General features: G+C 55.6%; 19 protein-coding genes. 10 read left to right on the top strand and 9 right to left on the bottom strand.

What is annotated here, in order from left to right:
• Nucleotides 1-157 precede the first annotated feature (157 nt).
• From ATY78_RS01360 to ATY78_RS01330, 7 genes are all read left to right on the top strand, one after another.
• Nucleotides 158-1,093 (top strand): HNH endonuclease, encoded by a 936-nt coding sequence (locus ATY78_RS01360; protein WP_088680546.1) that lies wholly within the window; start codon nt 158-160, stop codon nt 1,091-1,093.
• A 265-nt stretch (nt 1,094-1,358) separates the two neighbouring features.
• A complete protein-coding gene (gene dcm / locus ATY78_RS01355; RefSeq protein ID WP_088680545.1) occupies nt 1,359-2,525 on the top strand; it encodes a DNA (cytosine-5-)-methyltransferase in 1,167 nt (388 codons plus the stop codon).
• A 228-nt stretch (nt 2,526-2,753) separates the two neighbouring features.
• Entirely contained in the window at nt 2,754-3,485 is a 732-nt protein-coding gene (locus ATY78_RS01350; RefSeq protein ID WP_088680544.1) for a GIY-YIG nuclease family protein, read from the top strand.
• Nucleotides 3,466-3,894 (top strand): very short patch repair endonuclease, encoded by a 429-nt coding sequence (locus ATY78_RS01345; protein WP_088680543.1) that lies wholly within the window; start codon nt 3,466-3,468, stop codon nt 3,892-3,894. Before ATY78_RS01350 ends, ATY78_RS01345 begins: the two co-directional genes overlap by 20 nt.
• A gap of 1,010 nt (nt 3,895-4,904) precedes the next feature.
• On the top strand, nt 4,905-6,218 hold the full coding sequence (locus ATY78_RS01340; protein WP_141105612.1) for a ParB/RepB/Spo0J family partition protein: 1,314 nt from the start codon (nt 4,905-4,907) through the stop codon (nt 6,216-6,218).
• Nucleotides 6,218-8,122: a DEAD/DEAH box helicase gene (locus ATY78_RS01335; RefSeq protein WP_088680541.1), complete on the top strand. Its 1,905-nt coding sequence runs from the start codon at nt 6,218-6,220 to the stop codon at nt 8,120-8,122. Before ATY78_RS01340 ends, ATY78_RS01335 begins: the two co-directional genes overlap by 1 nt.
• A complete protein-coding gene (locus ATY78_RS01330; protein WP_088680540.1) occupies nt 8,106-9,017 on the top strand; it encodes a DUF3883 domain-containing protein in 912 nt (303 codons plus the stop codon). The genes ATY78_RS01335 and ATY78_RS01330 overlap by 17 nt, the downstream gene beginning before the upstream one ends.
• 280 nt (nt 9,018-9,297) lie before the next feature.
• On the opposite strand, the gene ATY78_RS01325 is transcribed toward ATY78_RS01330, so the two are convergent.
• From ATY78_RS01325 to ATY78_RS01275, 9 genes are all read right to left on the bottom strand, one after another.
• Nucleotides 9,298-9,864, bottom strand: a complete 567-nt coding sequence (locus ATY78_RS01325; protein WP_088680539.1) for a hypothetical protein — start codon at nt 9,862-9,864, stop codon at nt 9,298-9,300.
• Nucleotides 9,865-9,866: 2 nt separating this feature from the next.
• Nucleotides 9,867-10,736, bottom strand: a complete 870-nt coding sequence (locus ATY78_RS01320) for a DUF4747 family protein (protein ID WP_088680538.1) — start codon at nt 10,734-10,736, stop codon at nt 9,867-9,869.
• A 310-nt stretch (nt 10,737-11,046) separates the two neighbouring features.
• Nucleotides 11,047-11,670 (bottom strand): hypothetical protein, encoded by a 624-nt coding sequence (locus ATY78_RS28070; RefSeq protein ID WP_141105611.1) that lies wholly within the window; start codon nt 11,668-11,670, stop codon nt 11,047-11,049.
• Nucleotides 11,671-12,082: 412 nt separating this feature from the next.
• Nucleotides 12,083-13,747 carry an ATP-binding protein gene (locus tag ATY78_RS01310; protein ID WP_210191789.1) on the bottom strand — a complete coding sequence of 555 codons (1,665 nt, stop codon included), beginning with the start codon at nt 13,745-13,747 and terminating at the stop codon, nt 12,083-12,085.
• 1,300 nt (nt 13,748-15,047) lie between these two features.
• Nucleotides 15,048-17,396 (bottom strand): DUF262 domain-containing protein, encoded by a 2,349-nt coding sequence (locus ATY78_RS01305; protein WP_190237364.1) that lies wholly within the window; start codon nt 17,394-17,396, stop codon nt 15,048-15,050.
• Entirely contained in the window at nt 17,396-19,171 is a 1,776-nt protein-coding gene (locus ATY78_RS01300; protein ID WP_088680534.1) for a DUF262 domain-containing protein, read from the bottom strand. The genes ATY78_RS01305 and ATY78_RS01300 overlap by 1 nt, the downstream gene beginning before the upstream one ends.
• A gap of 966 nt (nt 19,172-20,137) precedes the next feature.
• Nucleotides 20,138-20,806, bottom strand: a complete 669-nt coding sequence (locus ATY78_RS01285) for a hypothetical protein (protein ID WP_088680531.1) — start codon at nt 20,804-20,806, stop codon at nt 20,138-20,140.
• 16 nt (nt 20,807-20,822) lie between these two features.
• Complete coding sequence (locus ATY78_RS29040; RefSeq protein ID WP_348626677.1) at nt 20,823-21,248, bottom strand: toll/interleukin-1 receptor domain-containing protein; 426 nt, start codon at nt 21,246-21,248, stop codon at nt 20,823-20,825.
• 388 nt (nt 21,249-21,636) lie between these two features.
• Nucleotides 21,637-21,861, bottom strand: a complete 225-nt coding sequence (locus ATY78_RS01275) for a DUF2188 domain-containing protein (RefSeq protein WP_003571562.1) — start codon at nt 21,859-21,861, stop codon at nt 21,637-21,639.
• Nucleotides 21,862-22,011: 150 nt separating this feature from the next.
• Between ATY78_RS01275 and ATY78_RS01270 the strand changes: the two genes are divergently transcribed.
• The 3 genes from ATY78_RS01270 to ATY78_RS01260 all read left to right on the top strand — a co-directional run bounded on the left by ATY78_RS01270 (nt 22,012) and on the right by ATY78_RS01260 (nt 24,047).
• Entirely contained in the window at nt 22,012-22,332 is a 321-nt protein-coding gene (locus ATY78_RS01270; RefSeq protein WP_088680529.1) for a helix-turn-helix transcriptional regulator, read from the top strand.
• Nucleotides 22,329-23,204, top strand: coding sequence for an ImmA/IrrE family metallo-endopeptidase (locus ATY78_RS01265; protein ID WP_088680528.1), 876 nt, complete (start codon nt 22,329-22,331; stop codon nt 23,202-23,204). The genes ATY78_RS01270 and ATY78_RS01265 overlap by 4 nt, the downstream gene beginning before the upstream one ends.
• Before the next feature lie 546 nt (nt 23,205-23,750).
• Entirely contained in the window at nt 23,751-24,047 is a 297-nt protein-coding gene (locus ATY78_RS01260) for a hypothetical protein (protein ID WP_088680527.1), read from the top strand.
• Nucleotides 24,048-24,584: the final 537 nt, after the last annotated feature.

Genomic DNA, 24,584 nt, shown 5'->3' with positions numbered 1-24,584 from the left:
TTAAAATACTTCATTTTTAGCGCATTCAAATTTTTATTACTTCGACTTGACCAAAGCAATAAACCACAACCTTAGGGCGCACCACCTTGCGCGGCCATGCGTGTTTTCGGAAACCTGCCGACCTGGTAACACCGCGACAGTTCATAGAGGTACAACGATGTCAAAAGCGGTCCTGACAACAAAAGTCGATCCGACCTACGACGATCTTCCGGAGCAGCGGTACCATTTCCCGCGCACCTATCTGCGCCAGGTGGAGGCCGCGCGGGGAGACTGGATCGTCTACTATGAGCCGCGGCGGCCGAGCGGCGATGTGATGAAAGCGGGCGGCAAGCAGGCATATTTCGCAACAGCCAGGATCACCGACATCATCCAGGATCCGTCGAAGGCCGACCACTTCTATGCGCTGATAGACGACTTCCTTCCCTTCGATCATGCCGTACCCTTCAAGGACGCGGACCACTATTATGAGGGCGGCCTTCGCAAGGAGGACGGCTCTACGAACAAGGGCGCCTTCGGGCGCGCTGTCCGCAACATCTCGGATGAAGAATACGACCTGATCCTCGCCGCTGGCTTCGCACATGTACTAGGCAAAAGGGATCGGGAACGCCCGGCGCCCGATGCGGCTGAGGAGGCAAGCATCGGTTTGGGTGACAATCCGCAAATGCCCTACGAGGTCGACAACATCGACCGACGGATCGTCTCTCAGGTGGTGCAGCGACCCTTTCGCGACAGGGCGTTTTCCGTGGCGATCAAGGCGGCCTATCAGGACACCTGCGCTGTCACGGGCCTCAAGCTGATAAACGGCGGCGGGCGATCGGAGGTTCAGGCGGCACACATCCGCCCTGTGGCTGACCGCGGGCCGGATAGTGTTCGCAACGGCCTCGCACTTTCCGGAACCGTGCACTGGATGTTTGATCGCGGTCTGATTTCCGTCGATGACGATTACAGCCTACTGATCGCGAGCGGCGGCGTTCCTGATACCATCACGCGGCTCATCAACACCGAGCGGCACCTGCTTGTGCCGTCACGCCTGGACGAGCGGCCACATTCGCAGTTTCTGCAATATCACCGCGAGAAGGTATTCAAGGGGTGACGAGGCGGAAATTATTTCCGCCCTCCTTATAAGACGCTCCACTCCTCACCGCAAAACTCTCGCCCAGCATTGAACTCAACAGCGAAGGCAGAGAGGCATTCGATCCGGCACCCTCAACCCACCCCCCATCCACGCCGCCGGAACTTTCTTGTTAATGGGCCCGAAAGCTCTAGGAATTTGCGCAAAAGATGCTAGAAGGAGAACGAACCGTAAACGATCTTTAAAGCATGCCGACTCGGACGCATCCGGGTCTTAAGAGGGCTAAATGACTGACGGCAGCAAAGGGACATTTTACGAGTTCTTCGCTGGTGGAGGAATGGCGCGAGCAGGACTAGGTTCTGACTGGCAATGCGTCTTCTCCAACGACTTTGACTTTAAAAAGGGTGCTGCGTATCAGTCCAATTGGGACAAAGACAAGCAGACCGTGCTGAAGGTCGGCGACATCCGGATGGTCGAGACGAGCGAATTGCCTGGCATCGCCGATCTCGCTTGGGCCTCCTTTCCCTGCCAGGACCTGTCTCTCGCCGGCGGTGGCGCAGGCCTCCGCGGCGAGCGCTCGGGCACGTTCTATCCTTTCTGGGACATCGTGAAGTCGCTCATTGTTGAGGGCCGTGCACCTCGGGTCGTTGCGCTAGAAAATGTTACAGGCACACTGACATCTCATGGCGGCAAGGATTTCGCGGCAATCTGTCAGACCTTTGCGGATAATGGCTACCGCTACGGTGCGCTAGTAATCGATGCCGCGCTGTTTGTGCCACATTCGCGCCCGCGCCTTTTCGTCGTCGGCGTGCGTGAGGACATCGATATCGACGATGCCATTGTTGCTCCGGGTCCGATTGAGCCGTTCCATACACGTGGGCTACGGGCTGCATATGAGCGGGTGAATGAAGCAGCGAAGGCGAAGTGGCTTTGGTGGAACATGCCCACGCCGCCGCACCGAACCACTGTGTTTGCTGACTTAATCGAGGAAGAGCCGGATAGCGTCCAGTGGCATTCTACGGTCGAAACAAAGAAGCTGCTCCGCCAGATGTCTCCGATCAACTTAGCGAAAGTGGAGGCCGCTAAGCGCGCCGGCCGTCGCATGGTCGGTGCCGTCTACAAACGCACTCGTGTAGAGGATGGCGTGAAATATCAACGCGCCGAAGTGCGGTTCGATGATCTCGCCGGCTGCCTGCGCACGCCTTCCGGCGGGTCTAGCCGCCAGGTGATCGTGGTTGTTGATGGAAATCGCATACGGTCGCGCTTGATCTCCTCGCGGGAGACAGCTCGACTTATGGGCTTGCCCGAGGGATATGTCCTGCCCAAGAATTATAACGAGGCCTATCACCTCACAGGCGACGGTGTCGCAGTCCCAGTTGTACGGCACCTCACCCAGTATGTGATCGAACCGCTGCTACGCAAGCTCAAAACGGAAGATGCCGCTGCAGCATGAGCGTCATTCCCCGCAAACAAAACGGCGACCTTTGGGAACAGATCGAAAAGTTTGCTGAGGCACTTGAAGCCCACTAGCTTGTTAAGCACGGACTGGATGAGAAAGAGCTTGATAATTCGGACGTATTCTGCGGCGCGACTGAGCGCATCCGGACTGCCACAAGACGATTGTCACCCGTGCCTGAAAATTACGGTCCAATCGGAGATCACGCCGATCCGGAGGCGCTGAATGGCGGAAGAATACAAACCGGACGGGACCAATATCCCACCTTTCGAGACGGAGGACCTTCGCGCTAACTTAGCCAAGTTCCTAGACACTACCATCGATGATCCCGTTGCCGGCACCAAACGACCCGTCGGAAACTTTCGATGGGGTGTCTACATCTTCTACGACTACGACGGCGAGCCGATCTACGTAGGACAGACGAACGAGCGTTTGCGCTCGCGCATTCGTCGTCACTTGACAAACCAGCGTACCGACGCAGTGGCAATGTCAGTGCTTGACCCGTTCGAAGTCTTCGAGATTGAGGTTTATCCGTTGGCGCAGTTCGAGAACCTGCAACCCGGCCAACGTGAGTATGCCAAAGCCTGCCTTAACGCTCTGGAACATGCGGTCTACGCCAAAGCAGTGGCTGGCAGCGAGTTCAAGGCGATTTTGAACGAGAAGGATCCACCCCCGCCCACAGTAGAAATAGAAATGCCGCAACCATTTCGTATGCGGGTCGTGTCCGACAAAGTAGCCGGGATCCGCAGTCATCCCGATTTTCGTATTGCTCGACGCTCGTTGATCATCTCCCGCCTTGCTCAGGTCATTTCAGAACGCAAGGTCCAGGGCGGCTTGAGGCGGGTGCTGCTGACACAGGCCAAACGGTTGCAGTGGCTCGCTGACCGCAGGTATCAGGCACTAGGAGGCGCGACGTCGGTGGAGACCGAGAATAGTGATGAAAGCGACAACGACTGACCCTCAGCGCAGTGCGGTTATGCGAGCAGTTAGGTCGAAGGACACAACAACCGAATTGATCGTGCGCCGGTTAATACACAGCATGGGTTTCCGCTATCGGTTACATCAGAAGGAGCTTCCCGGCACACCGGATCTTGTATTCCCAGGCCGACGGAAGGTAGTCTTCGTGCATGGCTGCTTTTGGCATGGGCACGAGTGTTCACGTGGGGCCCGGAAGCCGAAATCCAACGCGGATTATTGGCAAGCTAAGATTGCACGCAATATCAAGCGCGACGAAAGGAACAACGAAGCGCTGCGAGAAGCCGAATGGGACGTGATGACGGTTTGGGAGTGCGATACGAAGGTCTCTGCCCGTGAAGACCTTTCGGCAAGGCTGATGGCGTTTCTCGGCTCGGAAAGTAGGCGCTGATACAACGAAGGATACAGAACCCAGAGCTGTGGACGTCGCCATGCGCTGTTTCGGATCCCGTTTGCTAATCAACTTCTTGCCTAACAGAGCGCTTGCCGTCATCCTCCTGACTTGGGGAATCAACTATCAATCGGGAGTTAATACGTGGCGGGCGAAACGGCGGCACCGTGCCGACATCCGGGTGCACCTCCGGAAGAAGTCATCAATCTGGTCGTGAACGCAGTTAAAGCCATGGCTGCTGATCATGCGTTTCTCCAGCGGCAGGGTTTAAGTTCCGCCGACTTTGAACTTGCACTGCCTGCTGCCATCCAGAGAATCCGCGGGAGTGCCGCTGCCAGTAACTCCGCACGTCGTGAGTTTATGGTTGGGCTGCTGCAGTGGTTAGCCGATACAGGATCCATCTCCAGCTTCGATATACCTGACTATGGCGACGACACCGTTTACAGGCTTGAGGTGCCAGGCATCGGAAGCGTCGCGATTGTTCAAAAGGGATGCCCAGATGGGGCGCATAGTAGCGTGAACTGGTCTACACCCGAGTGGGCCGTAGAGTCGTATCTTTGGTGGCTGTGCGACAGCTTACAGTATGAACCTGGGGAGCATGTCGCCAAAGGCGTGAACCGACTCCGAAATCGCTTTTTCTCATCGACCTATCAAGATGCCGTTGACGGAGTGATCTTTCACAACGCAACGTGTGGAACACCCCTCCGTCCATGCCCAAAGGCATCGCTCGCTGTCGAAGTCGCCGGCAAGAGAATTCCTCCACCGTGCTTGTGGGTAATGCCGGAGCGGGTCGATTACGAAGTGTCGGCCGAGCGGTCCGACTGGAATTGGCAGGGTGGCCGCCGGCTCCGTTTCCCTACTGTCCTATATTCGGCTTTTGGCATCGACCCAACATTGCTGCAGTCTTACGAAGGGTATGTCGGTTTCTCGCGCGGTGACCGCGGTACAAGAACTACTATAGCGTCGCGGTTTGGACCAGGACGCTCTACCGTATTTAGGAGTGAACCACGTTGAACCCTGTATTGGATCAAGAACGGGCCGATTTTCTCGCAGCGCGCGTTGCGACTGCACCGAAGCAGTTGCTCCCTCAGTGGATAAGACCTGAAAAGGAGCTTCCGCTTGTAAACGTCCCGACAGATTGGGTTCGGTTTTCAACGCTGAATCACCGAACCCGCGCCGAACAGATGAGGGAAATCGAAACTAAAGGCGTTCTCGACCTGTTCTCATCGGACCCCCTTGGAACTACTGCTCAGAATGCACAGTTCATGATCCTCGCCGGTCAAGAGGGTTTCGACGACCTAAAGAACGATTTACGCGCGCGGGGTCAGCAAGAGCCGGCCGTTGTTACGGCCGAAGGTGTCCTGATCAATGGAAACAGGCGTACTGCCGGACTGAGATCACTGTGGTTGGACGAGAGTTTGCCGACAGCACGATACGTGAGGGCGTATGTGTTACCGTCAGACGCGACCGCGGATGAGCTAATCGATCTCGAGACCGAGCTACAGGTCGCGAAGGACTTCCGGGAAGATTATTCTTGGGTCAACGAAGCGTTGTTGATCGAGGAGATCTTCATTGCATCTAAGAAGGATTGGGATCGCGTCGCGCAACGAATGCGCCTAAAGCCAGAGAAGGTTCGGGCACAGTATGAGAAGCTGCAGCAACTTCATCAGCTCGTCGCCCTTTCAAAGGGAACACGTCATCACGCAGATTTCGTTGGAAACGAATCCGCCTTCGAGGAACTAACCAAACATATTAAGGACAAAGCTTCGGACGAGGCAGCGTCCGTTCGCAGTGTCTACTTCATTGGCACGCTCGCTGGTGTAAACTACCGCGACTTAAGACACCTCCGGCGAAAGGACGCGGCCGCGTTCGTCAAGGATGAATTCATCTCGGATCCAACCCTCGCTCAATTATTGACAGTCGCCGTAAGCGAGCCAGCCGATTCTGCCGACGATTTTCTGGACGACGTGCTTGGCGACAACCTAGCACAGCCCGAAAACCTAACTGCAGTTCTTTCGTTTCTAGCCCGGCGCACGCCTGACGAAATCGTTACTTTGCCCGATGGAGCGACCGTTCCGGTCGAGAATCTGCTAAACTCCGTCAAGAGCGCTGTCACTGCGGCCGCCAAAGAGGCGAGTGAAGAAGCAAAGGATGTGCAGGCGGTAATTGCACCGATCCTACGGCTATCGGGAGCTTTAGATGAGATTACTCGCGCAGGAACGTCTCTCCCGAAAGCTCGCGCTCAGAGTGGATGGGACGAGGACGGATTCAAGAAGCTGATCGAAGATGTGAAGATTGCCGTCGGCAAACTTGAGTCGATGTAATGATCAAAGCAGAGCTTTACCGCCAAGGTCGTCCGACAGTGATCGTCGAGCGTGCAGCAGACACGAACCCTGGTGCGTGGGCGCGCCTTCAGGAAGCCCTTGCTAGAGGTATCGAGTCAGGTTCACAAAATCACACTGTTGTTCACGCCGATGTATTTCTCGCCGAGCTCAACGTTCTGCGGGAGCTGAAGGCGGTTTTTGGAGAGCGCTTTGAGCCCGGGCCGACACTCTCGGATAAGCTTCGATCTATGGCCTCGGATCGGAAAAATCGTGAAGCGGTTGTTGACGCTGGAGAACCCGACTTCGCCTCTTTAGATACATTGGCGAAGCAACTAGGAGCATCGGGCTTCAAGAGAGCTTTGAAGGAATTCCAGCTAAGAAACCTGCATCGGCTCATGAGCCTGCCTCACGGGGCCGACTTCTCGGTACCGGGTGCAGGTAAGACAACGGTCGCACTCGCGGGCTTCGCTCTTCATCGCGCCCGTGGTGCAATCCGTCGCCTGGCGGTCATCGGCCCAATCGCAGCGTTCGGAGCCTGGAAAGAGGAACTTGTCGCCTGTTTCGAGGTCCCGCCAAAATTCGTAATCCATACCGGCCCTGGCACAATCATCCCGCAGGACACGACCGTCCTCTTGTCGAACTACAACCGCACCGCGAGCGATTACGAAACAGTCCGTGCATTTGTTGCCGCCGATGCGACTCAAGTCATTCTCGATGAAGCTCATCGGGTCAAACGAGGGGCGGCAGGCGTTCACGGACGCGCAGTTCTAGACCTCGCGTATGCTGCTCAGCGTCGCGACGTTCTTACGGGCACCCCTGCGCCTCAAGGGGCCAATGACCTCGTCGCTTTGGTGAGCTTCCTTTATCCAGGGCAAGATAGGCAGATTCTACCCGACGCTGCGTATTTCGAAAGGCTTGGTCGTGACGAGCAAGTGCTCATCGACACCAACAAGGCGGTACGTCGATATTTCGTGCGAACGCCCAAAACCGCGCTCGAGCTTCCTAGAACGAAATTCGAAGTTGTGCGGGAGCCAATGAGGCCAATCCAGTCTGCAATCTATCAGGCACTGGTGGGCGAATACAGATCGTCCTTCGCTTTACCGGATCGTGGCAGGCACGAGATGCAACGACTTGGGCGTATCGTTATGTACCTGCTTGAGGCCGCCACGAACCCAATGCTGCTGACCGCGGGCTCCGATGACGGAGACGATCCCGCCTTTCTGCATCCGCCTATCAAATTACATGGGGGGGAACCGCTGGCGGATTTACTGGCGCGCTACGGGAGCTTCGAACTTCCGTGGAAGTATGAGCGAGTTGAAGAAATAATCAAAAATGCTGCGCTTCGAGGGGAAAAGGTTCTCGTTTGGTCGAGCTTTGTTCGGAATATCAAGGCGCTGGCCCGCAGAGTTGATAGCTACCAACCAGCGCTAGTTCACGGAGGCGTTCCGTCAGACGACATGGCCACAGACGACGAAGTCTCTCGAGAGAAAGAATTCGATCGCTTTCGGCATGATCCAAATTGCACCGTGCTGTTCGCTAATCCAGCGGCTTGCGGCGAAGGCGTCAGCTTGCATCACTGGTGCCATCACGCCGTGTACCTCGATCGAACCTTTAATGCCGGCCACTTTCTTCAGAGCCAGGACCGTATCCATCGACTTGGTTTGGCGAGTGATGTGATAACCCGCTTCACTCTTCTGATCAGCGCCGGTTCCATAGACGACACTGTGGATGGGCGTCTCGTTGATAAGGTTGAAGCGCTTGCTCGCCTGATGGACGATCCAGGCTTAGTTCGGATCGCCCTCCCTGCATCAGACGAGGGATCGGGTGGAACTCCGGCGTTTCAAGATGACCTTTCAGCAGTTAACGCACACCTAGTAGCGAGCAGCGATGCCCGACCTTCCTAGCAGAGGAAGATGTCACGCGACTTTCCTGCTCGCCTATAGCGCGCGGGTGCGGCATTGCGTGGACGCCGAGGCGTGGATCACCGCTGCTTTGGACAAGCCCACCCATATGGCTGCGTCACTAGATCTGAACGGCACCGCAGAGCTCTTGCTCGATGTGGGACTGGCAAAGGTCGAAGGTGGCGTACAGATCATGCACGAGCTATCTAAGCTCGACCAGGCTGCTGATCTTTCGACGTTGAAGGGCATTGCTCGTCTTCTTATTGTCCGTCGACCACCAGACTGGCTTCGCAGCTCCGTAGTCGAAGGTCAGCTAGCTACCGAATTCATCCCTGCACAAGACCTCGAAGCGCTGTCCTGGCTCGGACCAGATTTGGACCCGATCATTGTTGCAGCCCACCAACAGCTATACGGTCGCCAAGATGACGACCTTCTCAAACGTATCGGTGATGCGGGTGAGCTGATGATCATAGCGGCCCTCCACGCGTTGAACCGTCAGCCTCGGCATGTCTCCCTCGTGTCTGATCGCTTCGGTTACGACATCGAGCTGAACTCCCAGCAGTATCGGTATGGTCTGGAAATAAAGACTGTCGTTCCTTCCACTGCTGATCGCGTACTGTTATCACGACATGAGTTCGATGTTGCTGCGCGTATGGCGGACCGTTGGAAGATCGTGCAGATTGCGATTTCCTCTATTGCCGTGGTACGTGGCGTCGTTTGCGCTGCTGACGTCATATGCATACGCGAGCTTTCCAGCTCTTCATTGGTGCAAATGGCACCACCTGACACCTCAACATTTCAATGGAGCGAGAGCGCCGAGTTCCACCCCCTGGACTCCATGTGGTCGCCGAGCGACCTGCAGGTGCCCTCGAACTTCACCTTTTCCCTTCGGGCTTGACTGCGAGGGAACGGTCTCTGCGCGTTTATCGGACGTGACCCTCGCTCAGTTAGTGGCGACGGGGGAGAGTTTCACTCTTCTTCCTACAACAGCGCTTCCTCGTCCGAAATGCGCAGGCGGACCCGATGCGGTCGATGATCACGCGTGCAGCCGAAAGCCACTTAGGTGGAGCCGCTGTCCCCTCAACTCTTCTGCCAGCTCACGCTGATTGATGGTGGCAAAAGGGGCGGCTTCATCGGAATCGGCACAAAATCGCAGCCCCCGACCCGACCGTTCCAACCTACTGCTTCTCTTCCATAGGATCGCGAATGAGTGCGAGGCGGTAAACAGCAAGAGCAGCCGCTATGGTCAACAGCACCGAATACACTAACAAGAAGAAGCCTATGAATGACCCGCAGCGGAACGCCCATATACCGACCTGTTCAATTGGCGGATAATAAGGCTTCAGGAGCTTTACCAAGTCTACAAGCCACGATCCTTGAAAGAGGAACGCCCAGATCAAAGCTACCACTTGCACGAAGATGAAGTGAAAAAACGTCGCATTGATTGACTCAAGATAGCTCACGCCATGCGGAGCTTTTATCTGCCTCAGCGCTCCCTTCAGGCGACTGCCAATTATGCTGAAAAGTATGGCATAGGTGCCCAAGCTGAAGCCTAGCAAGCTCGGGATTAGGCTTTCAATCTTCACGATCCAGTCGGGCTCCGGTTTCAGCCAACTTGCATAACTCAACCCGGTTACAATTATGGCAAAGCCAAAAAATGGAGACGCCACTGCACCACGCATACCGCCGTATGCGTGGAAGTAGCGAGCAAGCCACTTAATCAGCGTCTTCCATTGACCAGTCATAGCTATTCCACGATGGGGGGTGACGGCGGCAAGAGCGCGAGGAAGGCACTGCGCTCATTTGTTACATCTGGATCAAATTTGTCATGCAGCTCTTCCGGAAACTGCTCACTGTTCATCTTAACAGCACCTTTTGCATCTCTACCGACCACCTTTACGGACCCGTTATCGAGCGCGACCTTGCTGATTTTCTTTATGTCATCGTCCGGATCAATCGAGCCGCCTGCATCCGCTTTATAGGTCACGGTGATTTCGCGGCTGCGGGTTTGAGCAAGGTGAGCCTCTATGTTCTGTTCAAAATCATCATCGAAGATGTCCGTATTGGGCTTCAGAATTGTGATCGATATTTCTTTGATCCGATCAATCTTGAACATCTTGTCGAGGCTTGCCCGGTCCTGAACCACCGATATTTGCGCCTCTCCAAACTCTCCGATGACCTCCAAATCGCGCGCTAAGTTCTTAAAAAAGTTCAGCGCCGAAAGCTGCGTAATGGACTTGCCTTCGGAGTAGGTCTGAAAATACAGCCTGTGCGACTTCGCGAAAAACTTAAAGTAGAAAGATGCCGGATTCCAATGCAGGTCAACCGGGATAGATATCTTGGAAACCTCATCCTCGGTCGCCTCTTTCAACTCCGATGAGTTAAACCACTGGCCCCCTTTATCAAATTTCACGAACGTCGTAATTATCCCGGACAAAACCTTTTCATCTGCTTTCGACCGATCAAGCGAAGATAACATTCCGTATCTGTCGCCGTAGACTTGGGAGATAAGGCGCTTGCGATATAATTTATCGAGCCACGAAATATAAATATCTGGGCTATGAGGATGAAGTCTAATATTCAGCGAAGACGCAGAAATCTTAATCTGACGCGCCATTTGTTCCCCCGTATCACCTGCGGCACTACGAAAAAGCTTTTGCAACCCCAGATAAGGTAGTCAAGGGATCAATGCAGATGAACCGTGAGAATATGTTTGGCGGATCTATGTTCTCTATATGTTCCAACTGCTGCCCAAAGTCAAGGCTAGCCGATGGCATATCCGGCGGGCTTGATTATCACCTATTGAGCGGACACACCATCACCACTCACAGTCCATCCTCACGCCCACGATGTACCCAAGCCATGTCGCATCAACATTGATGGTCGCGTTTCGCTTCGCCATATGAGCGCTGGTCCTTCAATTGTCACTACAACTCATCCCTGAATGCGCTTATCCACTGCTTTACAAGCTCGGAAAAGGGTGATGAGGGTTCAGCCAGTGCTGTAATCTCGGCCATTATGCGGTCGGACATCGCCCGGAGCCGGTCAGCTGCCGCGCGCATTAAGTCCGCGAGAGCGGGCGCTTGAAGTAGCGCCTCCTCTAGGTCATCCGCAAGTGTCGACACATCGACAAGGAGTGCGCCCAAAAACTCCAAACGGCGAAGAAGCCGAGTGCGTTCTTGGACGAGTCCAAGCCTATTAAGACCAAAGACTTGGATCGACACCGCTCCCCTAACACTAAGACCGACTCTCCTGGCATGGGTGATGATGGCTTCGGCATCGTCGGTCAGTGCCGGGAGCGCCGCGTCCACACCATTTGCTGCCACCGGAAGGACTAGCCCAATGTGCTCGCGTCGATTGATCCAGTACCGCAAGTGGTCGTTAATCCGGTCCTCACACGGGTTTAGGAGGAGCGCACGTTCCGCCGCAAGAACGCGCGAGCGGTCACGCTCGTTAGGTTCCGTCGTCACCCTGACGCCTTCGATCGGGAAGCATGCTTCTTTGCCCGTCTTGATGCTGACGAAAGCATTTGCGCGCGTCGATCCCACCATGGCGGTAAGACTCCGCAAATCGGCGGGGGTCTGTTGGAACCGCCGGCGATTGCAGTCGATGCAGCTTGGCAGTAGATTATCCCAGGCTGACGCAAGCCACCAGTAGCCTCGGTGCGCGGGCTCTCCCTCTACCTCACCCTTGGGTCGAAAGTGTTCGATATCGACGGGTCCGACGGTCTCGTAGCGGGCTTCGCAATAGGCACATTTGCCGTGAAAAAGTAGATGAAGCGTATGCCTAACATCATCTGCCTTGTAAGCAGCGAAAGGGAACACCTTCTTGCGGCCCGTAGCGTCATACTGGATCGGCGCACCGAAGAAAATCCGTGCGCGACTGAGCTCGCTCGCTCCAGCCTTTCCCGCGCCCGTTAGACTACCGGGTGCCCTAACTCCAGTGCGAATAACGTTCCGCATGTCAGTACCGACCAAGTAGGTCAACAATCTTCGCGCGGGTGCTCTCTCGAATGCGACGCCGTTCTCCGACCGTAGCGGCTGCTCTGAGCCTCAGGAATTCCTCGACTGCCTCCTGAACCAACCTCTCGATTTCTGTTGATCCGATGGGCAGGGCGCGTGCAACCTGATCACCAATCGACCGGCGCAGAACTTCGAGGGCTAGGGCGCCCTCCTCGTCGGCAGGATTGGACGCCAAGAGATCGCCGGCCCGCGCCAAAGTCAATTCCGTGCCGACCTCGTCAGTGGAGAATAGGTCGAAGAAGTCTGACGTGAGTAACTGTTCCACAGTGAGCGCGGAAACGGGGGGGAGATCCTCGATCTGCTCGATCGCTGAAGGTAGTTCCACGTCGCCTCGCCTATACGCCCTGCGAAGTACCACAAGCTCGCTTGTAGACAGCCCACGCAGACAAAGAGGGTCATGAGTGGTCATGACGAAAGTTACACCTGGCAGCGCCCTGCGGAGGCCCTGGACAACTCGCATCTTCCATCGTGGGTGGAGGTGGGCCTCGACTTCGTCGATCAGAACGACAGCTCTCGCGTTTGCAAGTGACGCGCTGTTGGCGTCCTGCGCCTCCGCTAGCCCGCGCAGCACGTGGCAAGCCATGCTTAGGACCGACCTGAAGCCTGAAGATACGAGGTTCAGGGGCGTGCGGGTTTTAACACGAACCCCATCGCCTGCTACACCGCTTGTGATCAGCCAGCATCTGCCCTGTTGTACGACAATCCCGTCGTATTCGTCGTCAACTGCGAGGATTTGGTTTAGCGCACGTCGAACCTCCGCGAAAAGAGGCTTTTCTGAGATCGAAACGAGCCACCTTTCCGGGTTCGGCAATACGTGCTCTGGTCGGAAGATCGATATGACTGACGAGCTTGCACGTTGGCCTGCCACGCTATCCGCGAATATCCTGAATGCCCCGTAAGCAAACACTGGCGTCCGGCCTTCGCTGTCATCGTGATCGCCGAAGACCTCGCCGGATCTCACCTCAAGCTGAACCCTGTTGCCGTCCTCAAACTCGGCAATGAGTTTCGCGGGACGCAGCTCACCGCTGCCTCCGACTAGGTCCGGGTCCAACATCAGCGAGCCGGCCGGAATGGCGAGATCGGACCGTGCCGTGTCGCCTGCTAACAGGAAGGCGATCGCTTCTAGGATCGAGCTTTTCCCAACAGCGTTCTCGCCCAAAATCATAATAGCTGGGGCGCCATGATCGTCGCCCGCACGTTTCGCAATCTCGCCCGTCGCGGAAGCCACGCCAATCTTCGAAAACGCGTCGTTGTGAAGAGGCAATTCGAGCCGCAAGTAGTCCACCGACTTAAAATTATGGACTTCGAACGCGACTGGCCGTGCCTTTCCGCGCATGACGATACGACGTCCTCGCGCGGGACGGCGCAGGGCCTGCGGGTTTGCGTTTAAGGAAAGCAGCGCCTCGTCAAGCTGCTTCCGAAAGTTCGGCGCGCCGATGCCCTGGGCATAATAGTCACGGATTGTGCTCGGCGTTAGCCGGGGAGAGGTAGAGGATCCTCTGCCAATCTTTTTAGCAAGATGGTACAGCAACAGATACCAACAACCACCATACTCCATGTCGGCAAACTTGAAGGGACCGGAAGCAGGGTAACCTGGCTCAGCCATTTGGGACAGTTCACGAAGGTAGCGCTCGAATGCCCTACGACGTCGTGAGCACAGATCCTCACGGTCCAGGCGAAAATGGCGTATGGTCGCGTCTCCCCGCTCCGAAAGTCCCATTAACTGACCATCCGGCGTGGCAACTAGATTTAGGCGGAAGTTCTCGTCACCGCATGGGTCCAAGAAAACCTGTCGCTCGGTTCCAGGAAAGGGCCAGAGACCAGAGGGGTTTTGTGTATAGAGCTGTACCTGCCCGGCTTGCGGCAGCGGCATCCTCTGACCTATGCGGATAGGAAACACGGAGGGCTCGAGCGGCCTGCAACTGTCGCAGATAGCGTAGATGTTCGCCCAATCGTTGACGAGCCAAGTGTAGTAGAGGTGACTAAGCCTGGCAAACTCGGGGGCGACACTAGAGGACGGCCCCGCCTCCTCAGGAGGTCTGAAGCGGTATGGCGCGACCTCGACTGCAGATTCGCAAAAGGCGCACCGTCCACGAAAGAGTGTCCGGACTGCTTGCAGGAGCTCGCCGTCCTCCACTGCGAAAGGTGCCATTCTCACCCTCTCCTGTTCGAGTCGCGCGCTGTCCATCACAAAGATACGCTCCAGCGCCTCCCTGGCCAGAGACGACCTTTCGTCTGCGAGGCACGATGGTGCCTCGACACCAGTTCTGCTGAAATGTTGCATTCCTCTCCCCAATGTCGCCGTCTCTATTCATTGAGGAAACATCACCAACAACGGCGAAAAGGCAAGCACACGGCGACAAGGGTCCCCGATAATGTAATGGCACCTTTTGGGAAATGTCGGCAGTGCCTGCAACGGCTATTCTGGAGGGCGCAAAGCTGTTGGCGCTATATGGCCACCTTAACGCTGATATAAGGTCTCGAAGCGGAAATAATTGCCGCAATGCGCCTCCCCCAAAGCCAGGTCACAAAGGTGACATCCGCGGTCGCTCGCGATGGGAAAACAGAAGGAATTTCTAGGGCCATATATTAAGCCATTGAAATCATGTGAGAATCCAAGGCCCCATGCAAGTCATTTTTTGACCTATTCCCTCTTTCCAGTAAAGTGCCATTCTCCACCAGAAAAGTGACGTCCTTGCAGACACTTGGCAATTTCGCATCAAGAAGAATGTGACGTCCTCCAGATCCCTTGTGCTTGCTGGAGCTCCGTAAAAGACGGCTGGGGACTCTGTTTCGCTGCCTCAAACAAGCCGTGACCTATGGAAGTGTCGGGGCCCGCGGACGGTGTGCTGCCCCGAGGCTCCAACGAGCGGAAGGGTAAAACGGACTTTCGAGAGTGAGACCACTTACCGGTCGACGACCGAAACGAGGGCGGCGTCGAGGGTGAGAATGGCCGATTGCAGTTCATCCAATCCCAGTTCCTTGTTAAGGACGCCGCCGTCAATTGAGAAACCTTGTTTCTTCAGAAGGGCGGCTACCGGTGCAATGGGTGATTTAGGCTGATCCAACCATAAGTCAAAATAGTCGTCATCTTGGCGCGACATGAGCCAAAACTCATACTTCTTGTCATCAATCATGCAATCAAGTCCGAGAGATGGTTCTTCGGCTGAGAAGGTTTCATGATACTCCATCGTTAGCGACGTCAGTCCGCCGCCCTCCTGCAGAGCGATATAGGCGGCATAAGTGTATAGTTCCACGTGTGCGCCGTTCATCTGCGACCTCTTAAGGGGGTAGATCCCAGCTTCATCGAAGCGGATCAAGCTCTCGCGACAATATTGGAAGATGGCCGGTGTATCTATGACCACACGGCGCCAAGGCTCGTCGTCCCATTCGGTCTTGATGATTCGCTTCAGCGTCTCTTGGGCATCACCAGGGTCGGGCAGCTTGTCCCATAGACCCTTGACGACATCGCCTTGAGGCTCGCCTGTTGCAGCCACCCGTAGTAGCCGCTTCCAACTGCCTTGCCCCTCCTTAAAGCTTGGCAAGGCCCAGTTCCGACCGGCTTCCAACAGAACATCGCCAACCGAAAGCAGTGCCAATTCCCAAGCACGACCGTCGTTGCCACTATTCGTTAGGTCCTTGAGCATCTGCCTAGCGCAGGCGAGATAATGTTCAAAAGCCTTAATCGCGTCATGCGCCTCGGCACCTTGTGGCGGCACCGGTTCACGATTGGCCTCGCCAAGATCGAATCCAGCAAACTTTAGCAAGAAACCGATCTGCCCCTTGAGATAGTCATGCCGCTCGGCGGCGGTGATCCGTACTAGCCAGCCATTGTCCAACGCAAAAAGCCTAGCCTTGAGGCGCTCCTCGAGCACTTGGGGCTGCGAGAAGCCGCGAATTTCTGCACTTGGCTCGGTCAGATAAGTGTTGATGTCGCTCATGCGCGACCTGACCGATGCCAGTCCCGAAAAACTGCGGCGGAGGTCTTCATTACGATTGTAGTCAGTATTGACGCCGAGGTTGAACACCACGCGCATCCATTCACCTAAAGCGCCTTTTTCGATGTTTCCCGCCGCTACTGTCAGGAATTGCACATAACCGGCGAAGAGGATTAGGTCTTGGAAGGTCAGCCTAGAAGGGTCGGTGATGATTTTACTGAAAGTCGCGCTTACATCGAATGGGCTGTCGTCGGGAAGATGCGTAGTTAGATCCTGGCCCGGCCCGCTCCAGCATTCGAGTAGTGCCACCAAGGCGGCGACAAAGCTCCGGTCGAGCCAACCTCGCTCGTGGAACGCCATGAAGGTGTTGGGCAAGTCTCCACGCAGCTCGGCGAGCTCGGCATCGGTTATGGTGCCACGCTCTGGATCGCGCGTAACGATGATGAGCACACGTAGCAGGTTCATGATCGCCGCGTCGAAGGTTGCGGTTTGCTTATCCCGGTAGACCCAGAAGAAGTCGGACCACTCTCGATCTATGCGTTTGGCAAAGAACTTGTCGAGCGGCTCAACCCCAGACTGAGGAAGTTTCAGGTTTGCAAAATTGACCTTTAAATGCTGCTCGAAACGGGCCTTGAAGGTCTCGAACTGCGTCAGCGGTTTGCCGCGCGCATTCATCTTAATGTATAGTTCATCCGTGAGGGCGAAATCTTCTAGATCCAGCAGTTGAAAAGCGATAGCGGGGTTTTCGGGGTCGATAAGACGTTGATAGAGACTGGAAGACTGGCCGAATTCGACATGCATGGCTCCCAGCATGCCCAGCGCTGAGCGAACAGTCTGGTCGTATTGCCAGGCGCGCACATACCATTGCTGGTCCATGATCAACGCAGCCAGATCAATCTCGGGCGCGAAAGAACCCGGATCAAAGCCGGCCATTTCATCGACGAAATCCCTACTGCTGGGCCGCACCTGATAGCCGAAACGCGATTGTCCATCGGCCATGAATCTGCTGCGGAAATCGTCCAGCTTCCCATCGACCCAGGCTAGATACCAATGCAGCAGGAACAGCGTGGTGAGTCTTTGCTGGCCGTCGAGCGGCTGGAAGGCGCCTGAGGCATCGTTGCCATAAACGAAATCGAGGTCGAGAGGCAGACGGTTATCGTCTGGCGGCCATGATAGGGCATCATGGAGAGCGCGGAGGAAATCGTTGCGGACGTCTTTTTGCTCGGTGCGGCCTTGAGCATAGTCGCGCTGGATGATCGGAATTTGGACCCGTCCGCGGTTTGCAATCAACTGGGCAAAGGTGGTTCTGGATTCCATCAAACAGCCTCCGCCGGGACCAGGAAGCTGGTCAGTGTTTTCCATATCGCGCTGAAATAGTCGTTGGCGTCTTCGTCGCGCCAGAAAGTCACGTTGGCGACGGTGTCGCTGTAGCATTTAAGGAAGACATTGCGCGTGCAGAGCGGGACGAACGTTCCGGCTTGGTCATTTTCAAGCAGAATTTTGCGTTTCACCGCAAAGACGGCGTTCTTGTAGCCGCGATTGGTGCGGCTATCGAGCAAGGTTAGGTTCGACAGTGCGTTGCCGCCCCCTTCACCGGCTTCCCCGAAATAAACGAGGAGCTTGCCATCAATCTTTTCGAATGCGCCGTCATCGGGCCCGATGGTTTTGCTCTGGAGATATTTGTCGATCTGTTTGATTAGCTGGGGGGCTTTCTCGTCGGTTGCTGTGGCCAAAAAGGCCCGACATTCTTTCAGCCAACTCGCGCGATCGCCCGTACTATTCGGCCGTTCATCACTGACGGAGCGGATATGCTCCATATCCCAGCTATGCTTCTTGAAGCTGTCGAACTGGAAGCGGATATTAGACTTGTCGTTTTCCAGTAACGTGGCAATGTTGAAGAACAGCAGGAGCTTCCGCACTTTTACGGCGTGGCGGTACTGCACGGCCGCGCATTGATCGCGCACCCAGTCGGTGATGGTTTCACCGTCCGCCTGTTTGGGCGTCCCAAAAAGAGAACTGAAAATGCGTTGACGGAGGCGGGCCTGGAAGGCCTGCTTGGATATTTTGCGGCTCTCCTGCAGCAGGCTCCCGATTTCACGTTCGCTCCGATCGCTGTGATGTAGCAGGAAGCCGATGACGTGGTAGAGATGGCGGTCCTCGAACCATTCCTCGAGCGCGAGGAATGTATTATTGACCTCCTTCCAAACCGCGTCGGCTCCTCGCTCGCCCAGGGCAGCGGAAAAATAAGAAAAGGCAGCGTGGTCGTCGTTAGCTTTATCCTCCCAGGTCTGGGCGACAAGATCGAAAAGCAGGCCGATGCGGTTAGTCTGGGCGCCCGAATTTTGCAGGAAATACCAGAACGCATCATCCTGCAGGCGGTGTTCGATGCGGTCCCACTGATAGGCAATGTGCAACTGCGCGGCAGTTCCCTCCTTGCCCGCCTTGCGCAGGAAGAGGGCGCGGATCAGTTCAGATTCGGTGAGGGGAATCTTTCCGATATTGAGACGTGTGAAGGCAGCGACGGCGTCGTCCTGTGAGGTCAACTCGTACCAAATGACTTTGACATTGTGGCCAATCTCTTCGTCGGCCAGCAGATGCTGCAGCAGCTTGAGGGCACGGGGCGCGCCATGCTGGTTGACCCATTCGTCGACGGCGCGCCAAGCATCGGCCATATGGTGGAAGTCGATATTTTCATCGCTCCGTTCGAGATCTATGTCGCCCAGAAAGGCATCATCCCGCGTTTCATATTTGATCTGGAAGCTGGTCTTCTCCAACATGGCCATCATCGAGCCAAGGCGCGACAGGATGATGTGAATGGTAGTAAGGCGTTGCTGGCCATCAACCACTTCATAGCTGCCATCGGGCAGCTTTTTTACCACCAGTGGCTGCAAGCAATAGAACGAGGATCTGGGCCGTCCGTCGCTTGCCTGGACGAAATCCCAGATATCGTTGAGCAGTTGTCGCACCTGAATCTGGTTCCAACGATAGCCACGCTGGTAGGATGGGATAAAGTATCTTGCCTGCTCACGATTTTCGTCTGTGAGCAATTGTACGATCGGCCGCAATTCTATGGCTGCACTTTGATGAGGCATGGACGACTCCGGTAATTATTTTCGTTCTACGAGTATTTCAGACCATTCCGCAACTGACTTTTTTTGGCTTTTTGCGTGGTGCACAGCCTCTGGAAGCCAAGTCATTCCCGCCTCCAGGCTCGGCAACGCCCTACTCCTTCGGCAAGCAGCAGCACCGGTCCGGATCGGCTTCTCCAGCGACCTCCTTCTTGCGACGAACCGCGGCGAGATCACTTGGGTGAGCAGGTCCAAGGACCCAGTCGTATGGGGAGTTTTCCATCCTAGCATCTGCTCGAAGCAGCGCATTAGTTGAGTGGCTCGCACGGACTGGCAGCGCACATTGAACAGGAAGCGGCTCGGGTTTGTGGGATCGAACTGATCGATAAACTTCCTGCCCTTCTGCCCGTTGGTGCAAGCCATCAAATCGCTGTTTCCGGGCACAGCGCCGAAGGCGCCTTAGCGACCGAGATGACGGGGCAAGACGATTATGCACGCGGTAATCGCCAGATGCCGGCTGCGGTCCGGAAAGCGGAAATTATTGCCCTATACCCTCCTGTTGACTGATGTCCAAAGCCAGGGCACAAAGGTGGCATCCAAGGTCGCCCGCGGCGGGAAAACAGAGGGAATTTCAAGGCTCTTCTACTAAGCCATTGAAATCATGTGAGAATCCAGATCTCCCAGGAAAGTCGTCTTTGACCGATTTTTTGATCCAAATCGGCGACCATCTCCCGCACGAAAAAGTGGCGTCTTCTCAATAAGTTGGGCGATCTCTTCCACAGTTTCTTCGGCTATCCGTCGCGTTCGAAGACGGCTAGGAAAAACTGGCTGGGACCCGCGATTAGTGAGTGCAATGGGGCCGTTATCTTTCCGTCCGCTTCGCAGCGAAGAAGGTCGTCCAAGCCCCCGACTTTAGAGCGCGCCAAGGATGCGGTCAGCGGCTGCTGCGTTCGCAATAGCCCATTCAGTTGCTTGCTCACGTTGGCATCCTCAGTCGTATTCTCCTCGAAGCGCTTCCCATTCTTCAAGGAGGGTCGCATATCGGTCGCGAAACTCGTCCTCTTCGTTCCCCGTAAGCGGATAGCGATCAATCGAAAAGGGTTCGCCGCGAATGATATCCAGAATCCGGATCTCCTCGTGAGGTACAGTGACGAGTGCTTGGCCTAATAGCCAAAGCCCGAGCCGCGCAGCCTGCTCACCCAGAACAGGGGTCTCTGAAAAATAGGGGTAGACGTAATGCTCATCACCACGACCATCGCGGGCAGACAAGATGTTATCGATCTTCACAACGGCATCGAGTCCGGGAAACGGAAAATGCGTCCCGAGCTGCCGTCCGGGCACAAAGGGTGCGTTCGTCCAGCGACGCCTCTCGTCCCACCAATGGAGGAAGCCATCCCGTAGCCGCGGATAGAGGTTTTGGCGGCGGGCATTTCCCGTTATCCGTCCATCGGTCGCAGCGTGCAGATCGTGCATGCCAAAAACATGCCGCTTCGCGTCGCTCCAGAAGGGCCCGTAGAAATCTCCACCGCCCTCGCCATGGTCCTCCGCCGCCCGTGCGCGATCCTCTCGAATGTCGGCCCGGAGCGCCGATCGGCGAGGGCCCTCCTGCAGGAACACAATCTTGAGCAGTTTGCGAAGGTGCACGCGGCGCATCGACATCTCTGTCTCCCGGATATCAAGAATGAGTGGCAACCAGTTCGGCGATCTTAGCTGCGACTTCCGCCATCGACTCTTCTGCAGTGCTCAACCCAGCTCGGGAGGCCAGCAGAAGGCTGACCTGCTCAAGCTCTTCATAGGTTGTTCCGTGGGCAACTGGGATGAGCCGCTCACGCCTTAGAAGGGCTGACAGTTCTTTGTCTGCAATGCCTTCTGCCGGTAGGCGGCGTAGCATAGCCGGGGTCACAAGAACGATACCGATGCGGGAATTCACTAAGCCCCTATCGATTGCCCGCATCATCGGTACCCCGAGGCCAAGATCCTTCTCACTGAACCACACACGGACACCCCGCGCTTCGAGCAGGTCATGCAGTTCCTTGGCAGATCCCCGCCTGTCATCCCACGCATGACAAAGAAAAACGTCTCGAAGGTCGGGCTGCGACACTGCTAGATTCTCGACATTTTCGCGAACAGGCGTGAGTGATTGCACTTGTTCGGGCGTATACCACACGGTCGAGCCGGCTTCGGACCAACGCGGCTTTGCAGTGCGGCGCCCCGACCCGCCACTACTGCTGCTTCGGCCGCTGCTGCTTCCTGACGGGAAGTATGAAGAAGTCAGACCCGAGCTGTACGCGCCGCCATATCCCCTGTAGCTGCTATAGCGACCATAGCGGCTTCCGCAAGCAGGACAGTCGGCGGCCGCAGCGGCTGATCGATGGCCCTTTACTGGAGCGGTGCATCTAGCCATATCTTTCTTCTCCTTCCACGATCCGCCAATTTGCGAATCCTCTCACAAAAAAGACCGCGTTCTGAATGAACGCGGTCTTGGTGGATCAGCCCTTTGGTGGGTAGGGATCATTGCCATAACTGTCTCGTTCACGGATCTGACCGTTTCGGCCGTGGATCAACAGTTCAGACTGTTGGTTCTGCGCGATCGAACGAGCATGAGCCGTTGCTTCAGCTTGGGTAGAGTGAACCGCAGTGGCGCGACTGTTCCCGGCACCCTGCACTGCCCAACCATTAGCATGCGGCACAACGTGTTGGTTCTTTCCTGACATTTTCTCACCTCCTTTCCGTCCCAATATGGACATGCCGTAAGATATGGTGAACGATCGTAGCGTTGTCAACTGCGAACGTGTCGTTCATTTGACAGAACGGCGTTTTCCACATACTGGCTGCTTCCGCAGAGCATGTAAGGGAGATCAGAAATGTCATTAGCTTCGAAGCTCAAGGAGCTTCGGTTGAAGCGCGGAGAGTCGCTACAACAGGTTGGCGATGCCGTATCAGTCTCGAAGGCTCATATTTGGGAACTGGAGAAGGGAACCAGTACCAATCCGGGACTGGAGCTCCTGAAGAAGCTTGCCGCTCATTTTAACGTGACCGTTCAATACCTCGCCGAGGACGAAAAAGACGAGCACGACCCGTCCTCATTACAGTTTTTCCGCGAGTTCGGCGGCAAGCTTTCTGATAAGGATTGGGAAACGCTGCGCGTTGTCGCTGACCGCCTGAAAGATAAGGACACGAAATGAACGACGAGCTGATGATGGATCTCGCGGACTGTGCCGCCCCAGAGTCTATCATCTCTTGCATCCTTCGCCATCACCCGGACTGGACGGCGCCAGTCCCAATCGAAGATCTGGCCCGCTCCATCAACATTATCGACATTCTGGAGATGGAAACAGAGGAGTTCGAGGGCGGCCTCACCACCGATCCAGACAAACGGAAGGGTGTCATCCTCTATAAGGCCGGGACAAAAGGTGGGCGTCGACGCTTCACCATCGCCCACGAGATCGGACATTTCTTGATTCCGTGGCATAAGGGGGATCAGCGCTGCACAAAAAAGGACATGAGCGAGCGGCGGATCGAAACGCTAGTTCAGAAACAGGAAACAGAAGCCAACCGGTTCGCGGCTGGCATACTTATGCCCAGGCCATGGTTCGTTTCCGATATGCGTAAGCTGGGCGATGCCGACGTAGAGCACGTCAAATCGCTTGCTAGACAATACGGGACAAGCGTCGAGGCGACTGTGGCCCGGTATGTCGAGCTGACGGAAGATTGCTGCGCCTTCGTCTTCTCGAAAGACGGGGTTATTCGATACACTAGGGCGACCAAGGATTTTCCACCTCTGTCGGTTCGCTCGAAACATCATCTTCCAGAGCGAAGCCTATCCGGGCGATCTTCTGACCGCACACAATCCGGTCCGTCAGAATGGGCTGAAATTCAGGGGAGTGTCTGGCTAACCGGTGAAGGCCGTTCTCATTGCCCAAAGGTGTTGGAGCAGACGCTGCTTCAACGGGACGGGTACCAGCTCACCCTGCTTTTCATTGCTCCCGATGAAATTGACGACGCCGAGGAGATGGAAGCCCTTGAAGAAAGTTGGACACCACGGTTCCGCCGTTAAGATGGCCTACCCTTGGGAGATTGCTGCTTTTACCCCCTCGGCCAAGCTATTAAGCAACATCGCGATTTTCAGGTTTTGCGACGGCGCATAAAGCCAATTTCGCTACGCTGCTCACTCGATTGAGTTTGCTCGTAGGTCATTGCCATCCAGCAATGTCCGCTTCCAGGTGTCTGCTGACGCACTATCCATGTCTGATGTGAAGGCGCAAAGCTGCCGGTCGCTGTCCGGCTGCCTCACCACAAGATTGAGGCCCGAAAGCGGAAATTATTGCCGCTCGACCGTCCGGTTGACTGATGCCCAAAGCCAGGGCACAAAGGTGGCATCCACGGTCGCTCGCGATGGGAAAAAAGAGGGAATCCTAAGGACTTTTCGTTAAGCCTCTGAAATCATGTGAGAATCCAGGTTCCCCAGCCAATTCTCTCTTATCGAATATAAGAACGTAAACGGCGTTGTGGATAGTTTCCGTTGCTGCGCCGTTGGAAATTGACAATATTCCTGCGCTTATGCCGATGTTCCCATATTTCGATTATTGATTTGGAGAAATATATGCTGCGCGTGATCGGCTGGTTGACCCTTCTGTCGGTAATTTCCGGAAGCTGCATGCAGGCGCTCAATGTATCGCTCGGAAATGATCGATATAGCGGCCCTTTCTATATCGGACATAATATCGGTACCGCATTGGGGATCGCGCTAAGTCATCTATTTTTTGGTCTTATATTTGCTCTCGCCGCACGTTATCTGTTTACGAGCAAGAAGGCGCGCAGCAGCTATTCAGGGCTCGTGAGCGGCATCGTCGGGATTGTGCTTTTTACTACCTTCCAAGTGATTGGCATCACCCATTGAGCATTGATCGGTCAGGTCTTCATTCAATCCCGAAGGAGAAGGCTGGCTTAGCGATTTAAACGCGTAGGCGGCCTGCACGTTATTTGAGAACGCCATCGCTCGAGAGGACAATGCGGCTGTAAAAGTGTGAGTTGCACCTTCACCGATTCGCTTCTGTCGCCGGCAACCTCGAGCGCTTTGACGGCGACGACGAGATTCTGTGGGATGGAAACGTCGCCGTCGGACCCATGGAATAGGCGACCAGTCTCTGCCGATTGCTGCCGAGATTGAGGCTTCGTAAGTTCCCATCTCGCGTCTTTGTAAGGGCGGCATCCATTACATCGGCCGCGACAATCTCCCAAGCGCCATGGGTGCGTGCGCCGATGATGGCATGCACGCCGATCGGCCCGCAGCTAGTAACCAAAACGCACTTGCCGTTAGCGATCCGGCACAAGCAACCGCGTGCAGTGTCGACGCGAACGCCGCTTCAAACCGTCGGCCAGAGTTTGCGGCCCTTCAGGTAGCGACCCCTTCCCGAAGACGCTGCCGCGTGAAGCG

It is taken from the genome of Rhizobium sp. R635 (genome assembly GCF_002211285.1).
GTDB lineage: Bacteria > Pseudomonadota > Alphaproteobacteria > Rhizobiales > Rhizobiaceae > Rhizobium.
This window is presented reverse-complemented; position numbering and strand designations above follow the sequence as displayed.

What these genes read in the sequence shown, in the direction of transcription:
- ATY78_RS01265 (WP_088680528.1), top strand. Translation starts at nt 22,329, where the DNA reads ATGAACGACGAGCTGATGATGGATCTCGCGGACTGTGCCGCCCCAGAG.
- ATY78_RS01260 (WP_088680527.1), top strand. Translation starts at nt 23,751, where the DNA reads ATGCTGCGCGTGATCGGCTGGTTGACCCTTCTGTCGGTAATTTCCGGA.
- ATY78_RS01270 (WP_088680529.1), top strand. Translation starts at nt 22,012, where the DNA reads ATGTCATTAGCTTCGAAGCTCAAGGAGCTTCGGTTGAAGCGCGGAGAG.
- dcm (WP_088680545.1), top strand. Translation starts at nt 1,359, where the DNA reads ATGACTGACGGCAGCAAAGGGACATTTTACGAGTTCTTCGCTGGTGGA.
- ATY78_RS01305 (WP_190237364.1), bottom strand. Translation starts at nt 17,396, where the DNA reads ATGGAATCCAGAACCACCTTTGCCCAGTTGATTGCAAACCGCGGACGG.
- ATY78_RS01360 (WP_088680546.1), top strand. Translation starts at nt 158, where the DNA reads ATGTCAAAAGCGGTCCTGACAACAAAAGTCGATCCGACCTACGACGAT.
- ATY78_RS28070 (WP_141105611.1), bottom strand. Translation starts at nt 11,670, where the DNA reads ATGGTGGGATCGACGCGCGCAAATGCTTTCGTCAGCATCAAGACGGGC.
- ATY78_RS01330 (WP_088680540.1), top strand. Translation starts at nt 8,106, where the DNA reads ATGCCCGACCTTCCTAGCAGAGGAAGATGTCACGCGACTTTCCTGCTC.
- ATY78_RS01285 (WP_088680531.1), bottom strand. Translation starts at nt 20,806, where the DNA reads ATGTCGATGCGCCGCGTGCACCTTCGCAAACTGCTCAAGATTGTGTTC.
- ATY78_RS01325 (WP_088680539.1), bottom strand. Translation starts at nt 9,864, where the DNA reads ATGACTGGTCAATGGAAGACGCTGATTAAGTGGCTTGCTCGCTACTTC.
- ATY78_RS01310 (WP_210191789.1), bottom strand. Translation starts at nt 13,747, where the DNA reads ATGGCTGAGCCAGGTTACCCTGCTTCCGGTCCCTTCAAGTTTGCCGAC.
- ATY78_RS01320 (WP_088680538.1), bottom strand. Translation starts at nt 10,736, where the DNA reads ATGGCGCGTCAGATTAAGATTTCTGCGTCTTCGCTGAATATTAGACTT.
- ATY78_RS01335 (WP_088680541.1), top strand. Translation starts at nt 6,218, where the DNA reads ATGATCAAAGCAGAGCTTTACCGCCAAGGTCGTCCGACAGTGATCGTC.
- ATY78_RS01275 (WP_003571562.1), bottom strand. Translation starts at nt 21,861, where the DNA reads ATGTCAGGAAAGAACCAACACGTTGTGCCGCATGCTAATGGTTGGGCA.
- ATY78_RS01300 (WP_088680534.1), bottom strand. Translation starts at nt 19,171, where the DNA reads ATGCCTCATCAAAGTGCAGCCATAGAATTGCGGCCGATCGTACAATTG.
- ATY78_RS01350 (WP_088680544.1), top strand. Translation starts at nt 2,754, where the DNA reads ATGGCGGAAGAATACAAACCGGACGGGACCAATATCCCACCTTTCGAG.
- ATY78_RS01345 (WP_088680543.1), top strand. Translation starts at nt 3,466, where the DNA reads ATGAAAGCGACAACGACTGACCCTCAGCGCAGTGCGGTTATGCGAGCA.